12 protein-coding genes are annotated in these 17396 nt (G+C 62.8%); 9 read left to right on the forward strand and 3 right to left on the reverse strand.

From position 1 onward, the window contains the following. Positions 1–496: 496 nt before the first annotated feature. The 3 genes from BLT66_RS18625 to BLT66_RS18635 form a co-directional block, all read right to left on the reverse strand. Positions 497–2794, reverse strand: a complete 2298-nt coding sequence (locus BLT66_RS18625; RefSeq protein WP_255406990.1) for a penicillin acylase family protein — start codon at positions 2792–2794, stop codon at positions 497–499. A gap of 101 nt (positions 2795–2895) precedes the next feature. Next, positions 2896–4575, reverse strand: coding sequence for a cyclic peptide export ABC transporter (locus tag BLT66_RS18630; RefSeq protein WP_092759867.1), 1680 nt, complete (start codon positions 4573–4575; stop codon positions 2896–2898). Positions 4576–4653: 78 nt separating this feature from the next. Further along, positions 4654–4893 (reverse strand): hypothetical protein, encoded by a 240-nt coding sequence (locus BLT66_RS18635; protein WP_092759869.1) that lies wholly within the window; start codon positions 4891–4893, stop codon positions 4654–4656. 281 nt (positions 4894–5174) lie between these two features. On the opposite strand from BLT66_RS18635, the gene BLT66_RS27250 reads away from it, so the two are divergent. From BLT66_RS27250 to BLT66_RS18680, 9 genes are all read left to right on the forward strand, one after another. Further along, a complete protein-coding gene (locus BLT66_RS27250) occupies positions 5175–7193 on the forward strand; it encodes a GNAT family N-acetyltransferase (protein WP_255406991.1) in 2019 nt (672 codons plus the stop codon). A 29-nt stretch (positions 7194–7222) separates the two neighbouring features. Next, positions 7223–8530, forward strand: a complete 1308-nt coding sequence (locus BLT66_RS18645) for a lysine N(6)-hydroxylase/L-ornithine N(5)-oxygenase family protein (RefSeq protein WP_092759871.1) — start codon at positions 7223–7225, stop codon at positions 8528–8530. A 190-nt stretch (positions 8531–8720) separates the two neighbouring features. Then, positions 8721–9323: an RNA polymerase sigma factor gene (locus tag BLT66_RS18650; RefSeq protein ID WP_092759873.1), complete on the forward strand. Its 603-nt coding sequence runs from the start codon at positions 8721–8723 to the stop codon at positions 9321–9323. Further along, complete coding sequence (locus BLT66_RS18655) at positions 9320–10369, forward strand: FecR family protein (RefSeq protein ID WP_176955096.1); 1050 nt, start codon at positions 9320–9322, stop codon at positions 10367–10369. Before BLT66_RS18650 ends, BLT66_RS18655 begins: the two co-directional genes overlap by 4 nt. A gap of 162 nt (positions 10370–10531) precedes the next feature. After that, a complete protein-coding gene (locus tag BLT66_RS18660; RefSeq protein ID WP_176955097.1) occupies positions 10532–12928 on the forward strand; it encodes a TonB-dependent receptor in 2397 nt (798 codons plus the stop codon). Continuing rightward, positions 12925–13836 carry an ABC transporter substrate-binding protein gene (locus tag BLT66_RS18665; RefSeq protein WP_255406993.1) on the forward strand — a complete coding sequence of 304 codons (912 nt, stop codon included), beginning with the start codon at positions 12925–12927 and terminating at the stop codon, positions 13834–13836. Before BLT66_RS18660 ends, BLT66_RS18665 begins: the two co-directional genes overlap by 4 nt. Next, positions 13833–15806 (forward strand): Fe(3+)-hydroxamate ABC transporter permease FhuB, encoded by a 1974-nt coding sequence (fhuB, locus tag BLT66_RS18670; protein WP_092759879.1) that lies wholly within the window; start codon positions 13833–13835, stop codon positions 15804–15806. The genes BLT66_RS18665 and fhuB overlap by 4 nt, the downstream gene beginning before the upstream one ends. Before the next feature lie 23 nt (positions 15807–15829). Beyond that, on the forward strand, positions 15830–16594 hold the full coding sequence (locus BLT66_RS18675; protein ID WP_176955098.1) for a siderophore-interacting protein: 765 nt from the start codon (positions 15830–15832) through the stop codon (positions 16592–16594). Then, positions 16591–17376, forward strand: a complete 786-nt coding sequence (locus BLT66_RS18680; RefSeq protein ID WP_092759883.1) for an ATP-binding cassette domain-containing protein — start codon at positions 16591–16593, stop codon at positions 17374–17376. The genes BLT66_RS18675 and BLT66_RS18680 overlap by 4 nt, the downstream gene beginning before the upstream one ends. The last annotated feature ends 20 nt before the right edge of the window (positions 17377–17396 follow it).

The following is a 17396-nucleotide window of genomic DNA, read 5'->3' on the forward strand; positions in this document are numbered from 1 at the left end:
GCATGGAGTGGGAGGACGGCCGATTCGTTCTGTTGACACCCCAAGAACTAGAAACTACGTATCCCCAAACTGCCCAAACGATTGGGCGCATACCGCGTGAACTCGTTGATGTCTTGGCAAGAATCTCCTACTGCTCATATGACATCGCGCTATCGATGTGCAGTTCCCGGCATGGGTGGCTGCATCGGCTGCCTCGGCTATGCGTTTGATCACATCCTTTGCCAAGACCGACCTACGCTGTAGTCTTTCTTCTTGAATGTTGCCGACTTCGAGCAACACCGCGTCGGAATCTTGCGTCCACGCTTTCTTGAACTTCTTGACATGCTCGACTTGGATGTCCAGAGGCGACGGAAACGCTTCGACCGCGGCTTGCCGCAGACTACTTACATCGAGTGCCCGACTGATGGCCGCTTGACTCATCCCACGCTGGGCCGCCAGTTCAACCTCGAATAAGCTCCCATGATTCGCGCGTCATACTGCGTTCGGTAGCTCCGATTCAAGGAAGGAGAATTTCTCGCCGAAGAAGGGGATCCCGCGCAATGTCTTGCTCACGAAAGGGGAAATGCAGCCAATCCTTTTTGGCGTATCGTGCAACAGGAGCGCTCCCGCCGCCGTTTATGACCGCTGTTTCGCGCTCGCCATGCGCAAGTAGAGTGCGTGCTTCCACGCCTCGCTTGTCAAAGTACACGATCTGGAGATAGGTATTGCCGTGGGAACGATCACCCATGGTGTAGTCCCCCCCATTGGCGCAGGCCACGGTGAAGTATCCCTCTGCGTCGCAGCCTCCGAACAGCTGAACCTTGCGACCTTCGCTGCGAGCGAAGCGTCGCGCTCCCAGCGGCGTGTCGAGCGCCACGCCTTTTTGCCGCATGTCTTCGATTGCGCCAGCCAACGCACGCGCCACGCGCGGATCTGCCGCATTGACGCCGTCAGGCGTCTGCAGCGGCACCTCCGGCGAGAACGCCTTCGTGTAGAACTCAGCAGCAGGAATCTGTTGCAGCTTGGCCCAGAAAACGTCCCACAACAGTGCCCCCCGGTCCTGTGCACCCGCACGGTTTGACCAACTGCGAAGTACTTGGCAGGCTTGCTGCACGTCGCGTGTCAACGCCACTTGGCCTGACATACAGACACGATTGAGCAAGGGTTGCTTGAACTTGTCTGCGGTATAGGAGCGGGCCTCTAGGGTCTTCTGCATCAATCGATCCGCCAGCCCCTTTGCAGAACCTGCCCCTTCACTCGCGAGTTCACTCGCAATACGATGTCCCTCTCTTCCGCGCATCGAGAGCGACCGCCCCTCACCACCGAGGATAGATGCAAAACCGGTCAAAGGCTGCACCGGGTTGGTCAACCAGTAGCTGTCATTCATGTTGGCAACGTAGTCCTCACGCAGCGTGCTGGGTAGTCGGTCGGCAGACATGCTGCCAGGTTGCCCAGAAGCCACCCCGGTCTGCCACTCGCACGCCGATCGGCTGCCGTCGAGCAGTGGCGTGGCTGGATCGATCGCGGCAAAGGTCTTTGACAGGGGCGTCGCGCAGGCGGCCCGCAGATCGTCCGACACACCGGGTACCGCGCCAATGTCGGCATACCAGACGCGACCATCGCCGCGACCGATCGCCGCCGTATTGACCCAAGGCATGGCTACCTCCTGCTTCTGGATCTCCATGAACTCATCGAGAGAACGAGCCTGATTCCATCGGAAAAAATTGCGAAAGATTCGAAGGTTGTCGGCATTGATGTCGCGGATTGCAATGGATTTACGTGTGCTCCATCCTAACGCGCCATTGCGAGCTCCAAGGTCAACCATGGGGCCAAAGCGTGTGCGATAGAGACTGCGATGAACAACCTCGACGGAGCCATTGGGTCTGCGCACGTCAACGGTCAATGACTGGATGCGCATAGGTTCGGACACGCCATCGACCAAATAGCGCGTGGCATCAACCGGATCTAGCGTCAACTCGAACAGCCCGAAGCGTCGAGCCGCCGATACAGTGTGGCTCCATGCTACGTCGTTGTTAAAGCCAATCATAATCACTGGAATGCCGAGAAATGAGACCCCTGCCACGTCCATTTTCCCAGGTAGCGTCAGATGTGCCTGGTAGAAGCGGTCCGGACCACCCCAGTACCAATGCGGGTTGCCGAAAAGTACGCCCCCGCGCTCGCCGGTGGCCGACTGACCGAAAGCCATCACATTGCTGCCGATGCCGCGCGCATCGCCCACTGGGATGTCAAGCCTCGATGACAGCGAGATCTTGTCCGTCGCTGCTGGCGGAGCAGCCGCGGCGGGTTTCGCGTTCACGATCTCGGATACAAAGTGCGTGTACCCACCTGCCAGACCTGCGGCGATCATGCGCCGATAGACATCGTCCGGCTCTATCGCTTGAACCCATGGCGCATCGGCGCAGGCATGCCTTGCGCCTTTGCCACGCCTGTACTGCTGGAGCGCGCGCAGATGGCGGTTATAGCCTTCCGCATAGCCCGCTATGAGTTCGTTGAGATCGGCCGGCTGCTCGCGCTTCAAGGCCTCTACCGCATCCGGTCCTGCAAATGCCTTGAAGAAGAGATCGAGATCGAGGTTGGGAGGATTACCGAAGGTCGACCGTGTAGTCGGCTTTCCATCGGCACCAAAGTAAAGGGACCGCTGCCCACGGTAAGTCACAAAAGCATCGGCCAGGGTGCAAAGCGTGTCCTCGGCCTGTGCCTGGCCGTAGCCAATGCCCAGCCCATGCCAAGTGTTCGCACGCACATGGGGAATACCGTCGCCGGTACGGCGTATTTCGATCGAAGTCGTCGACACTCCACTACCCGCCCATGCTGGAGAAGGGCTAATAAATTCAGCGACCAGTACCATGAAGGCCGTGCAACGACCCAACATCCTGGCATGCCTCCCCCTCAACCTCAAGCGGCGAGACCCGACGGAACGCGGGCCCGCTCTTCCACGATGCGCCCGGCCGCCATGAGAACCACACGATCAGCCACGTGAAAATAGCGGTCATCGTGCGAGATGACAACCAGCGAATGTCCCTTTGCACGCAGTTCGGGCAGCAACTCGGTGTAGAAAAGGTGACGAAAGCTCGGGTCCTGATCAGCAGCCCACTCGTCGAAAACCAGCACAGGGCGACCTTCAAGATAGGCATGCACCAGGGCCAAGCGCTTACGCTGGCCGGTCGACAGGTCTGTGGTGCTGAACGCGCCATCCTTCACTGACACCTTATGAGCGATCTCAAGCCGCTGCAGATAGGGCAAAGCGGACTCGGGCAGCGGCTGTTGCCGTCCTTCCTCGCCGACCACGAGGTCTTCAAACAGATAAAAGTCGGAAAACACGGTGGTAAATAGTTGCCGATAATCGTCGCGCGTTTCTGGCGTCACAGGCTTACCGTCTAGCAGCAGTTCACCCTGCTGCGGTGCGTAGAGGCCAAGCAGCAGCTTAACGAGGGTAGTCTTGCCGGAGCCGTTGTCTCCGACAATGAAGACGATCTCGCCGCGGCCGATCCGCAGGTCAACCGGGCCTAGAACGAAGGCTTCGCCGCCTTCGGGAACATCGAAGGCATAGCGCACGCCGCGGAGTTCGATGCCGTTGCACAGCCTCGGAGAAATTGCGGGGGAATCAAGGTGCAGGTGCGGTTCTGGTGTTTCGAAACGGGCCGATAGGTCGGCGATGCGGCTAAAGGCCACCCGAGCACGGCCGAGACGCGCCATGGCGCCGATGATCTGGTCCATGGGGCCCTTAATGAACAGCAGGATCAACACGAAGCCGCTAAGCACCGCCGGTTCGGTAGGGCGCCACGCGGCCCAGCTCAGAATCAGCGCAATCAGCAAAAAGAACAGAGCCGAACCAAAGGACGCCGCGAGCACGAAAATGTTGATGGCTCGCCGATTGATATCGCGGATGGAATCAACAGTGCGCTCGATCTGTCCTTCGTACACACTGATCCGGCGGGCGCGGTGCATGCGCAGTTCCTTGGCGCCTTCGCTGATGCCTCGATAGGCTTTGTGCAGCAACTCTTCCTCCTCGCGCGACTTGAAGAAACCCGAGATACCGATGCCATGCGCCCGAGACTGCACCACCACGCCGATCAGCAGCGCCACCGCCAGCAATCCGAACAACGGCAGCGACAGCCATGCAAGATAAGCCAAGCAGCCCAGCGTCACAGCCAGTGAAATCATGGTCGCGGCCAGCATAAAGGCTACGTCGCTGATCATGTCCACGTCCTGTGTGAGCACCGGCATCAAGCGATGCGTGCGGTAGCGCTCAAGCGCATCGATAGGCGCCGCAAGTATCTTTAGCGCCAGATCTTTACGGACTTGCGCAACCAAGCGCTGGCCCACAATGTTGTTGGACATGTCTGACACCGCACGCCCAAAGAGCGCACCGAAGCACAGCGCTATGAAGGTCACCAGCAGTCCGCCCGCCATGCCACCGGGCCGATTGAGCACTTCGTTGATGGTGGCGAGCAGCGCAACTGTCGCGGCGCCTGCGCCGATGCCGGTGACGGTCGAGAGCGCGATCCAAAAAATGTACGGCTTCAGGAGCCGGAGGATACTGGGAGCTTGCGGGCTGGCGGGTTGAGTATGCATGACCGGTAAGACGTTTCTATGGTCCGGGTGTTTAGCCGCAATATATTCGCAGTGGCACGTAACTGCATGCCTATGCAGCTACTGCAGCGTCTGCTCCTGAATAGGCTCGTCACCTGGTCTCGATCCGGTTATCGCGGCGCCGGCCAGTGCCCAAAGGGTCAGGGCATCGTCGAGCGCACGCACGTGCGTCGCATCGCGCCCCAGCCACATGACCAATTTTTCCGCGCCCTCAAGCGACGGCGCGTCATGCAACTCACGAAAGAGCCGCCAGGCCTGACTGAAAGTCGGATCAGAAGAAAAGCGGTGTCGGGAGGTCATGGCATTCGGGAACTGGGCAGCTATGGATGCATGGATAGACGCGACCCTACTGGCGCTTGTTTAGCGCCTGTCATCCGCATGTCGCAATTCCGTGCGCTTTTCCACACCCAACCGGTAGAACTCTAAGCCGCCCCATCCAAAAGTTGAATATCAACTGCGCGGTCACGCCCGGGACTTCCCCATGGCTTCTCTGCTGATGTTGACCCGGGCAGTTAAACAAACGGGCTGTACCCGCGTCATTGCGGGTAAGCATTCTTTTCTCAATGCCACTGAATTCTTTCATGCCCCTGCATCCCGATCTCGAAGCCTTCCTCGAACTGGCCGCCCTTGCCGAGGAAGAAGGACGCCAACCGATGAGCGCGATGTCACCCGTCGAGGCACGCATCAGCTATAACCAGTCAACGCTGGTTCTGGATGGTATCGGCCCCGCAGTACCGGTCCAAGAAATCGCGCTAGCTGCCAGGGATGGCGCCGCACTGCCCGCGCGGCTATACCGCTGTCCCGGAACGCATTCAGGTACGCCATTGCCGACGCTGCTCTATTTCCACGGCGGTGGTTATGTCGTTGGTGGGCTCGACTCGCACGACGCGCTGTGCCGCACGCTAGCCCATCGCACGCCTTGCGCCGTACTAGCGGTGGACTACCGGCTGGCGCCGGAGCACAAATTCCCCACTGCATTCCACGACGCCGAGGACGCAGCGCTGTGGCTGGCGGCGCACGGCGGCGCGCACGGGCTGGACACCGAACGCGTGATCTTCGGCGGCGACAGCGTCGGTGGTACGCTGGCCACCGCGCTCACCATCGCTGCGCGCCTGGCAGGACGAACGCAGCCGCTGCTGCAGTTGCTGCTGTACCCATGTACCAGTATTCGGCAGGACAGCGACTCTCATCGACGCTATGCCAGTGGACACCTGCTTGAGCAACGCACGTTGCAGTGGATGTTTAACCACTATCTGCGCAGCGATAGCGACCGCCAGGATTGGCGCTTCGCTCCGCTGGCGGCGCAAGATTTGTCGGGGCTCGCACCCGCACACATCGTGCTGGCGGAATACGACCCACTGGTCGACGAAGGTCACGCATATTCGGAGCGGCTGCGCTCCGCAGGCGTACCCACACAAGTCGACATCCACGCGGGCATGGTCCATGACTTCGCCCGCCTGAGCCAGGTGGTGGACGAAGCCGATGCGCTGCGCTCGGCTCTCGCGCAGACGCTGGCTGCGGCGTTCCAGCGGCCTGCGGCATCCCCACAACCGGACGTGTGGGTCTTCCACGCGCACCCCGACGGGCTCCCGTTCGAAGTACGGCTCGGTGCAAAAAAACTGACGGTTGGCCATCCGGGCGCTTTGGAGCGAACCAGTCACTGGACCCTGCACGAGCAGCCGGGCGCACCGCGCCTGGAATGGACGCGTGAGGGAGGGGAAGACCTCCCGGAGTCCCATCTGTTGGCGGCTATCGAGGCGACCTTCGCTCGCCATCCGGAGTGCAAGACGCTGTCACTGAATGCACCTCCGGAAAGCCTCGTTCGTTTGCTGGACGTTGGTGCGGTCCAGCTTCATTCCAACGCGCACGCAAGCGTGGCACGCGAAGCCTTCTGGCAACTCCCCCGCTTATGGCAGCGCAAGCCGCGCGAGCCTTTCGTACAACGCTATACCCTGAGCCAGGGCAAACGCCATCCCCTGCGGCCAGCGAAGCCGGCGGGCACGGTCTACCAACGCCACATCCCTTGGTTGTCACAGACACTGACGTTCGATACCGTCGACATCGAGCGAGACCTACCCACATTCAACCGCTGGATGAACGACCCAGTGGTCGCGCACTTCTGGGAAGAGCAAGGCGACTTAATACAACACCGCACCTACCTCGAGGCCATCAACGCTGACCCGCGCGTCACCGGGCTCATCGGCCGATTTGACGGCGAAGCCTTCGGCTATTTCGAGGTTTACTGGGCCAAAGAAGATCGCATCGCGCCTTTCTGCGAGGCCGGTGACCATGACCGAGGCTGGCACGCGCTGGTCGGCGAGGCGCGCTTTCGCGGTAAGCCTTTTCTCACAGCTTGGATGCCGTCCATATCGCACTACCTCTTTATCGACGACTGCCGCACCCAGCGCATCGTAATCGAGCCCCGCGCGGACAACCGCAAGATGATCAATAGCCTGGGCCGCTGCGGTTACGCGCACGTCAAGGAATTCGACTTTCCACACAAGAGGGCCATGCTGGGCGTACTGCTGCGCGAACGCTTCTTCGCCGAGTCCCTCTGGATTCCCCAAGATGGCAACACCATCTCGCCACCTTCGGCCTAGCACGCCAAACTCCCCATTGAGGACACCCCATGCAAATCCATGACCTGATCGGCGTCGGCTTCGGCCCGTCCAATATTGCGCTGGCCATTGCCCTCGACGAAAAACGCCACCAGGGCCAGTTCGTAGATGCCTTGTTCATCGAGAAACAGCCGGGTTTCGTCTGGCACAAAAACATGCTGCTGGACAACGCGCACATGCAGATATCCTTCATAAAGGACCTAGCCACGTTGCGTAATCCGTCGAGCCGCTTTACTTTCCTGAACTACCTGCACGAAAAACAGCGCCTGCAAGACTTTGTCAATCTCAAAACCTTCTTCCCAAGCCGGCACGAATTCAACGACTATCTGGGCTGGGCTGCAGCGCAGTTCGAAGACCGTTGTGCCTACGGCGAGGCCGTATTCGAGGTTGTGCCGGAAATGCGCGGCACCGAGGTGCAAATGCTGCGCGTGCGTTCACGCGATGCAGTTGGTGCCGTTCGCGAGCGACTGGCCCGTAACCTGGTGGTCAGTGTGGGAGGTATGCCCAACGTCCCGACGCGCTTCCAGCCGTTCCAGGACGACGCTCGGGTGTTCCATTCGAGCGGCTACTTGGCGGCAATTGCACGGCATCCAAAGGCCGAACGCATCGCCATCGTCGGCGCGGGCCAGAGCGCTGCCGAGATCTTCATGGACCTACAGAGCCACCCGAACAAACCCGAAGTCGACCTGATCATGCGGGCACGTTCGATCAAACCATCGGACGACAGCCCCTTCGTCAACGAAATCTTCAACGCCGACTTCACCGACTTCGTGTTCAACCGATCTGGGCCAGAGCGAACAGAGCTACTGGAAGAGTTCTGGCATACCAACTACGCCGCCCCCGACCTGGAGTTGATCCAGCAGATTTTCAATGTGTTTTACCGCCAGCGCGTGGCCGGCGTCGCGCGCCACGCTTTCCTGCGCCGCCATGAAATTTCGACGGTACGCGCTACGCCGGATGGCATACATCTATCGCTGCACGACCTCAACACCAACCAGCGCAGAAACAAGGCGTACGACGCGGTGATCCTCGCTACCGGATATAGGCGCGACAGCCACAAGACGCTGCTAAACCCGCTCGCTTCATACCTGGGTGACTTCACGGTCGACCGCAACTACCGGCTGCAAGGGACGCCAGAGCTGAAATCCGGCATCTTCCTGCAAGGCGCTTGCGAAATGAGCCATGGACTGAGCGACACGCTGCTATCGGTCACAGCCATCCGGTCCGACGAAATTGGCCAGGCGCTGTTGAATACTCAGCCACGCACAACGCAAACGTACGCCGCAGGGCGCTCGCCGTACGTGGCGACTGTTCTCTGACAATCGAAAAATCACGGCTCGGTGCTACACTTAATAAGAATCGTTCTTATTAACACCCTCCCCGGGGACTACCGATACGCCATGTCATCGCCACCAGTTCGTCATTCCTTGCGAGGAGCGGCGACCTCGCCGGCTTGTGCTGCGGCCGGCCTACGGGGCCCATCGTCGATACTTGCGAGAAGGCGACCGGATGCGTGACCTCGTCCAGGAACTTGTAGCCCATTACGCGGACTTGCGCCGCCAACTGACGCGCGACCTAAGGGATCCCCACTATGCGGCTGACATCGCCCAATCGAGCTTCGAACGGGTCTACGCTCAGGCACTCAAGTCGCGCGACGACACGCCGAATGACGCCAAGAACCACAGCAGCATCGAATCGCCCCGCGCCCTGCTCTTCCGAGTGGCGCGTAACCTGTGCATCGACGAAGCACGCCGCCGCAAGGTAGCGCAAGAATGGGCCGGGACCCATGCCACCATCGGTATGCACCACGCAGCACCGTCGAGCGAATTCGTTCTGGCGCAGCAGCGCGTGCTGATGCGCGTGGTCGAAACTATGGAAAAACTCCCACCGCGCCGGCGCGAGGTCTTCCTGCTATTCCGCGCCTACGGCCACACTCGAGTTGAAATCGCCCAGCACCTGAATATCACCGAAATGGCCGTAGCCAAGCACTTGCTGCGCGCCACCATAGATTGTTCGCGAGTATTCGCCGAACTGCGCGCGGAGCTGATTGAGCCGCATTACGTGCAGAACCATTTGGGCTTCGGTGCAGCACTGGCCGAAGACTTCTTGTGAACGGCGGTACGGCGTTGAGCGTACCGCGCGAACGGCTGGTAGAGCGTGCGCTCGCGCTGATTGTCAAAGGAGAAATTGCACCCGGCACGGCTGCTCAAGACGCCCGCATGGCGCTGAACCAATGGCGTAACAAGTCGCCCGAGCATGCGGCGGCCTTACTGGAAGCGCGCCATCGCTGGGATGCGCTCGGCGGTATGGCCGACGGGTTGCGCGCGCATTTCGACGCACCGGCGGCTCACACTACGGCTGCAGCGGTTTCCGCTTCGAGCGACAGGCCGGAGCGCCGCAAGCTGCTGCTCTCCATCGCAGGCATGCTGGGCTGCGGACTGGTTGCAGGCCGTGGCGTGCAGTGGTACTGGCAACAACCGGTCTTTCGCGCGGCTTACAGCACAAGCACCGCGCAAATGATCAAGCTGGCATTGGTGGACGCCGCCAACGGCACGGCGGGCACCCAACTTGAGCTGGCACCGCAAAGTGTGATCAACGTTGCACTGTACCGGCAGCGCCGCGTCGTCGAAATGGCGCGTGGCGAGGTGCGATTCGATGTGGCCCACGACACGCAACGCCCCTTCCTGGTGCTCACACGCGGCGCCATCATCGAGGTGGTCGGCACAGTCTTTACCGTGCGTGACCGCGGCGGCCCGATCACCGTCGGAGTGGAGCAAGGCCACGTGCGCGTGCAAGTCCGCGCCCGCAATGGCACGGAAACACCCCAGTTAGAAGTCATCGACCTGCGCCGAGGCGAACTCGTGGAAGTGCGAGACGGCCACGCCGATGCGGTAAGGCAATCCGATACGCAGGCCCTCTCGGCCTGGCGCGACGGCTGGTTCGTTTTTGAGAACACGCCGCTGGGCGACGCGCTAGCGGTCGTCAACAGCTATCGCAACCAACCGATCATCAGCAACGATCCGAACATCGATGCATTGCGCCTTTCGGGTCGCTTCCGCACCAACGACTCGGTCGGCCTCGTGGCGCTGCTGCCGACGATCCTGCCGGTAACGGCCATGCCTCGGCCGGATGGCAGCGTGGAACTTCTGGCGCGCTGAAAAGGGGCGTACCGCCGATGCGGCACGTCGAGGCCGACAAAGGTGTCTCTGTTTGGCGAGTTCAAACGTCTTTACTGGAGAAGCGCCAAGGCTACGGGATTCCGTGCGTTCTTGCGTCAATCAATGAATACGTCTCATTTACTAAATTCGGAGCCTCTACCTATGCGTTATTCACCTCGTCGCCACCTGCTGAACGCAGCGCTTGCCGCAGCATTCGGAACCACCTTCATGAGTTGGAGCGGTCTTGCCTCGGCGCAGTCGCCCGCGCAGGCTATTGGGTCAACTTTCGACATAAGCCTGCCAGCCCAACCGCTGGCGGCGGCGCTCAATGAGCTTTCCCGGCAGACAGGCACCCAGGTACTCGCTTCGGGAGATCTGGTCGAACGCCTCAGCGCACCGGCCGTATCGGGGCGACTGACACTTCAACAGTCATTGGACCGGCTGCTGGCCGGCAGCGGACTCTCCGCCGTTCGGGAAGGCAGTGCAGTGGTCATCCGCGCCGTGCCTTCAGCGTCCGGCACGACCACCCTGCCAGCAGTTGTAGTAACAGCCAAATTTGAGGCCGACTCCACGGCGACGCTCCAGCAGGAAGGCACGGCTGCCGACGGCTACCGTGTAGAAACCATTTCGTCGGTCGGTGCCTTGGGTAGCATGAGTCTGCAGGACACGCCGTTCTCCATGAGCGTGGTGCCGCGCGAGCTGATCGAGAACATCCAGGCGCAGTCGCCCGACGATGTCTACAAGCTCAACCCCTCCACCTTGTCACACGTACCGCAGGCCTCCAGCTATGCCCCGATGGTGAAGATCCGGGGCTTCAACATCTACGATCGCGCCGAGGACGGACTGCGCCGCTCGTACGGTATGGCCGCCTCGATGGAAGACAAAGAGCGCGTTGAAGTGCTGAACGGCCCCTCCGGCTTCCTGTTCGGTGCCGCCTCGCCCGGCGGCATGGTGAACTACGTGAGCAAACGCCCCACGCAGGAGCGCATGAACAGCGTCACCCTGGGCAATTACGGCGGCAGCCAGGCCTTCGTGCACGGCGACTTCGGAGGCCAATTTGATGCCGATGGCCGGGTCGGCTACCGCGTCAACCTGGTTCGCCAGGATGGCAAGACCACCGTCGACGACCAGAAGATTGACCGCACGCTGGCCAGCCTGGCGCTGGACTTCAAGGTCAACAACCGGCTCAAGCTTGAACTCGACGCGTCCTATAGCGACTACGGGATGCAGGCACCCACCCAATACTGGCTGTTTCGCGAGGGCGTTCCGCGCATCACGCCGGATTCCAGCAAGAATTGGGGTCAGCCTTGGACCCAGGATCAGATCATCAGCCGCAAATGGACGACCAAGGCGATTTTTGAGGCCAGCGACAACCTCACGCTGCGCCTGGCCTACCTGCACGACGACCAGGACCGTCCCAAGCAGGATCACACCCTGAACTCGGTTCGCTCAGCCACTGAGTATTACCAGCTTCGCCAGAAGGTCGGCCCCCAGAGAACGGAGTCCGAAGCCTGGCAGGCGCTGGCGGACTTGTCGTTCGATACCGGCTCCGTCGGCCATAAGCTCACATTGGGCTACTTCGGCTTTTCGGAAAAGCAATGGCAAAGCAGCTATGTTCCGAATACGGGCTACCTCGGCCCCAACGCATTCAGCGCGCCAACGCATGTGCCTGAACCGAATTGGCCGGCCATGTCCGCCAACGCTCAGTATTACGGGGGCAACGCCAGCAACCACAACCTCGTGATCGGCGACATGCTGCGTTTCAACGACCAATGGTCCGTGCTGGCGGGTATCAACCGTAGCACCATCAAGGGCAGCTCCCTGGACGCAAGCGGCGGTGCCCTCCAGCCGGACTATGACAAGTCACGCAACTCGCCCAATGCCTCCCTGATCTTCAAGCCTATCCCTTCGCTGACGACATACGCGACATACATCGAGGGCCTGGAGCAAGGTGGCGTCGCACCATCCACTGCCTCCAATTCCCTGGCCATCATGCCACCCATGCAAAGCAAGCAGAAAGAACTGGGAGTGAAGGCGGAGCTGGGCGGCATGCTCGTGAGCGGCGCACTGTTCGACATCGAGAAAGCCTATGAATACAACAACGCCAACAATGTCTACAGCCAGGATGGCAAACAGCGGCACCGGGGAGGCGAAGTCTCGGCCATAGGCAAGCTGACCAGCGCCTGGACCGTAATGAGCGGAGTAACCATGCTTACTCCCAAGATCGCAGGTGGCACCAACGACGGCAAGGAGCCGCTAAACGTGCCGAAACTGGTGGCCAAGCTGTACTCGGAATACGCGCTACCCTTCGCACCCGGGCTGAGTTTGACCGGTGGGGTCTACCACGTAGGCAAGCGATGGGCTACCGCGAGCAATACCACCCGCCTGCCCTCGTATGTAACGGTCGACCTGGGGTTGCGCTACGCCACCAAGGTGTCGGGCCGGCCGGTGACGCTGCGCGCGACCGTCAATAACGTGGCCGACCGCGATTACTGGCTGAGCAGCTACTACCTCGGCACACCGCGCAGCTTGGCGTTCTCGGCGCAGTTGCAGTTTTGAATCAGACGTTCCAGTGCAGCCTCTCCCGCCGAGGCTTCCTCGGCGGGATCTGTCTACTGTCTGCGCAAAAGTCGCTGGCCACAACACCTCGCATCGCGGCCCTGGACTGGGTCAGCGCGCAGAATCTGATGGCGCTGGGAGTTGCGCCCCTCGCCATGCCGGAGATAGAACTCTATCGGCGCTTAGTTATTACGCCGGATCCCGGAGCGGTCATCCAGGAACTGGGACTGCGCGCGGAACCCAACTTCGAACTACTCGCTTCGCTCGATCCGAGCCTGCTTGTCTACAGCGCGGAAATGATCGCGCTGCTACCCAAGCTAAGGAAGATATCGCCCACGCTGCGTTTCGATCCCTATCCGCCCGGACAGCCGCGCGACCCCTGGCAGGCCGGCCATGACGCCCTGCTGCGCCTGGGCAACGCGTTGGGTCTGGCGCAGGCCGCCCAGGCCTATGCGCGGGTCTGCCGCGAAGAACTCGACCAAGGCCAAGAGCGCTTGCGCGGCTACGACGGCAGGCCGGTGTATGTAGCCACCGTGCTCGATGGCCGCCGCATGCTGGTGTTCGGCCGCGGCAGCCTGTTTCAGAGCGTGCTGGACCGCTATGGCGTGGTAAATGCCTGGGACGGCCCGACCTCGCGCTTTGGCCACCTGACCGTTTCGGTGGACCAATTGCTGCGCCAGCCCGAGGCCCGCCTGCTGGCCGTAGGCACCGACCGGCCGGCGCAGCTGGCGCGTGCCCTGAGCACGCCCGTCATCGCCAGCCTGCCCTTCTCGCGCGCTGGCCGCGTTGTGGTCGTGCCCAATGTCTTGTTTTACGGCGGCCTGCCACCGGCACGCCGATTCGCCAGTCTGGTGGTGCAAGCGCTCGCGCCGCTCGGCCAGGCCGCGAAACGCGGCAGCAGACCATGAAAAAACACTATCTTCCCAGTCCCTTGGGCATCGGCATCGCCGTCGGCCTGACGCTCGCCCTGGGCCTGTTCCTGGCCTTCAACCTGAGTGCCTTGCTGCCAGGCGGTTCGGCCGCCGGCGCCACGTCCGAGCAGCAGAACACGCGGATGCTGATGGTGCATTACTCGCTGCTGCCGCGGCTGGCCGTGTCGCTGCTGGCCGGGGCCGCGCTCGGGCTGGCCGGCGCCATCCTGCAACGGCTGCTGCGCAACCCGCTGGCCGAGCCGTCGACGCTCGGCGTGTCGGCTGGCGCCTATCTGGCGCTGGCGGTCGCAACGCTGTTCGCGCCGGGCCTGGCGGCCGCCGCGCCGGAGTTGGTGACCTTCGCCGGCGCGTTGATGGCGCTCGGCGCGGTGCTGGCCTTGTCGTGGCGCAAGAGCCTGTCGCCGGTCACCGTGACGCTGGCGGGGCTGATCGTGAGCCTGTACTGCGCCGCGGTAAGCTCGGTGTTGACGCTGTTCTATCACGATTTCTTGGCCGGTCAGATCATGTGGGGGGCGGGTTTTCTCGACCAGCAGGACTGGAGCGCCGTGCACTACCTGTGGCCGCGCCTGCTGGTGGCCACCCTGACCGCGGTGCTGCTGCTGCGGCCACTGAGCATCATGAGCCTGGGTGACGAGAGCGCGCGCGGCCTGGGACTGTCGCTGGCCACTTACCGGCTGCTTGCGCTGGCCGTGGCCGCGGGCCTGGCGGCGGTAGCCACCTCAGCGGTGGGCATCATCGGCTTCATCGGCTTGGCAGCGCCCACGCTGGCGCGCGCGGCCGGCGTACGCACCGGCGGCGCCCTGCTGTTCTGGTCGGGCCTGATGGGCGCGCTGCTGCTGAGCGCGGCCGACCAACTGGTGCAATCGCTACCGGTGACCTTCCGCGTGTTTCCCACCGGCGCCATCACTGGCCTGCTGGGCACGCCGCTGCTGTTCCTGCTGATTCGACGGCTGAAAATGCTGGCGCCGCAATCGGGCGCTTCGCACCAGGTGCGCCGCCTGGCGCATCCGTACCGCGTGCTGGCGATCCTGGCCGGGCTCGCCGCGTTCGGCGCCTGGCTCGCACTCGGCGCCGGCCGTGGCAACGAGGGCTGGTCATTCACGCCGCTGCCGCCTGCCGAACTGTTGATCTGGCGCGCACCGCGTGCGCTCGCTGCGTTCAGCGGCGGCGCCATGCTAGCCCTGGCCGGCGCCATCATGCAGCGCAGCACCGGCAACCCAATGGCCTCGCCCGAGGTGCTGGGCGTGTCTTCAGGCGCGATTCTTGGCGTAATCTGCGCCACCCTCGGCATGGCCGAGCCGACGCGCACCGCGCAGATCGCGGCCGGCGGCGTGGGCGCTTTCGCGGTGTTGGTGCTGATGCGGCTGCTGTCGCGCCAACCCGGCTTCAGCGGCGAGCGGCTACTGTTGATTGGCATCGCCCTTGGTTCGGTGTCAAGCTTCATCACCGCGGTACTGATGGTGTCGCAGGATCCGCGGCTGAACCAGTTGCTGGCTTGGCTGTCGGGCTCGACCTATGCGGTCAGCGGCGGCGAAGCCCTGGTGGCCGCAGGACTGCTGACTGCGGGCCTGGCCTGCGTGCCGCTGCTGCACCGCTGGCTGGAACTGCTGCCACTCGGCACGACCCAGGCCTCGGCGCTGGGCCTGCGCCTGGACGCGAGCCGCAACGCGCTGTTCGCCATCGCCAGCGTGCTCACGGCGGGCGCCACCATGCTGGTCGGCCCGCTGAGCTTTGCGGGGCTGATGGGCCCGCACTTGGCACGGCTGGCGGGCTTTCAGCGCGCTGCCACGCACCTGCTCGCCTCTGCCCTGGTCGGTGGCCTGATCCTGCTAACGGCCGACTGGATCGGCCGCAACATCCTGTTCCCCTTCCAGGTGCCCGCCGGCCTGCTGGCAGCGCTGGTGGGTGGCCCCTTCCTGCTGTATCTCATCGGGAGGCGGGCATGACGGTCGCCGAGCGCGGCGACGGCGTGCCGCTGTCGCTCTGCGTGATGTCCTCGACGCGGTTGACGCCGCACATGCTGCGGCTGCGCCTGGCCGGCCGCGACCTGGCACCGTACGAAGACAACCGTGAACTACACGTACGCCTGTATGTGCCCAAGCTGGGGCGCTATGAGGCCGTGCAGCAGGCGCTGCGGAAAAAAAAAGCGGATCCGTTCCTGCCCGCATCGCTTGCCGAGGACATCGCCACGCGCTACTACACCCTGCGCCGCGTGAATGCGCGCGAAGGCTGGCTGGACATTGATTTCGTGCTGCACCAGCCAGCCGGGCCGGGCAGCAGTTTTGCCTTGCAGGCCCGGCCAGGTGACATCTGCGCCATCTCAGCACCGTGTGGCCGTGGCGCGCAGCCCGCGCAGCGCTACCTGATCGCCGGCGACGAAGCCGCGCTGCCGGCCATCGCCCGCATCGGCGAATCCCTCCCCGCCGAGGCGCTGGGTACGATCCTGGTGGAGGTGGCCTCGGCCGAGGAGCGCGTCGACTTCGCCACACCGCCGGGCGTCACGCTGCGCTGGCTGTACCGCAACGGCCTGACTACGGCATCCAGTCCCTGGCTCGAGGCAATGGTGCGCGAGGAACTAGCTTCTTGGCCGGCGCCGGACCCCTCGCTTTTCGTCTGGATGGCCGGCGAATTGAGCGTGGCCTCCAGACTGCGGCCTTTGCTCGCCAACTACAAACCCCAAAGCCTGTGCGTCTCCTACTGGCGCACCGGGCTCAGCAAGGACACCGCAACGTGACTTCGAATCAGTCTCTCTATTCATTGCGCGACGTGCGCTTCGCCGTACCAGGCCGCGAACTGCTGCACGGCCTGACCCTGGACCTGCCGGCGCGCCGCGCCATCGCGCTGATCGGCCACAACGGCTCGGGCAAGTCGACCCTGCTCAAGCTGCTGGCGCGGCAGCAGCCGCCCAGCGGCGGCAGCATCTCCTTCCAGGGCGATCCCCTGGCGCAGTGGAGCGACCGGGCCTTCGCGCGCAAGGTGGCCTACCTGCCGCAGACCACGCCCGAGGCCTCGGGCATGCTGGTGCGCGAGTTGGTGGCGCTGGGCCGCTACCCATGGCACGGCGCGCTGGGCCGCTTCGGCCCGACAGATAGGCGCAAAGTGGCCGAGGCGATCGAACTCACCGACATCGGCCATTACGCCGACCGCCTGGTGGACACGCTCTCCGGCGGCGAGCGCCAGCGCGTGTGGCTGGCCATGATGGTGGCGCAGGATGCGCAGTGCCTGCTGCTCGACGAACCCATCTCGGCGCTAGACATCGCCCACCAGGTGGAAGTGCTGTCGCTGGTGCACCGGCTGGCGCGCGAAAAAGGCGTGGCCGTGGTCGTGGTGCTGCACGACGTGAACATGGCGGCCCGCTTCTGCGACGAGATCATCGCCCTGCATAGCGGCCGGCTGATCGCGCGGGGCACGCCGGCGGCGATCATGCAGCCGGGCGAGCTGCAGCACATCTACGGCATCCAGATGGAAGTGCTGACGCAGCATGCCACCGGCAAGCCGGTGGCGCTGGCCTGTTGAGTGTCGGCCGAGATCCGCCT

The organism is Rhodoferax sp. OV413, assembly GCF_900104385.1.
GTDB lineage: Bacteria > Pseudomonadota > Gammaproteobacteria > Burkholderiales > Burkholderiaceae_C > Rhodoferax_B.

What these genes read in the sequence shown, in the direction of transcription:
- BLT66_RS18630 (WP_092759867.1), bottom strand. Translation starts at nt 4,575, where the DNA reads ATGCATACTCAACCCGCCAGCCCGCAAGCTCCCAGTATCCTCCGGCTC.
- BLT66_RS18635 (WP_092759869.1), bottom strand. Translation starts at nt 4,893, where the DNA reads ATGACCTCCCGACACCGCTTTTCTTCTGATCCGACTTTCAGTCAGGCC.
- BLT66_RS27250 (WP_255406991.1), top strand. Translation starts at nt 5,175, where the DNA reads ATGCCCCTGCATCCCGATCTCGAAGCCTTCCTCGAACTGGCCGCCCTT.
- BLT66_RS18645 (WP_092759871.1), top strand. Translation starts at nt 7,223, where the DNA reads ATGCAAATCCATGACCTGATCGGCGTCGGCTTCGGCCCGTCCAATATT.
- BLT66_RS18650 (WP_092759873.1), top strand. Translation starts at nt 8,721, where the DNA reads ATGCGTGACCTCGTCCAGGAACTTGTAGCCCATTACGCGGACTTGCGC.
- BLT66_RS18660 (WP_176955097.1), top strand. Translation starts at nt 10,532, where the DNA reads ATGCGTTATTCACCTCGTCGCCACCTGCTGAACGCAGCGCTTGCCGCA.
- fhuB (WP_092759879.1), top strand. Translation starts at nt 13,833, where the DNA reads ATGAAAAAACACTATCTTCCCAGTCCCTTGGGCATCGGCATCGCCGTC.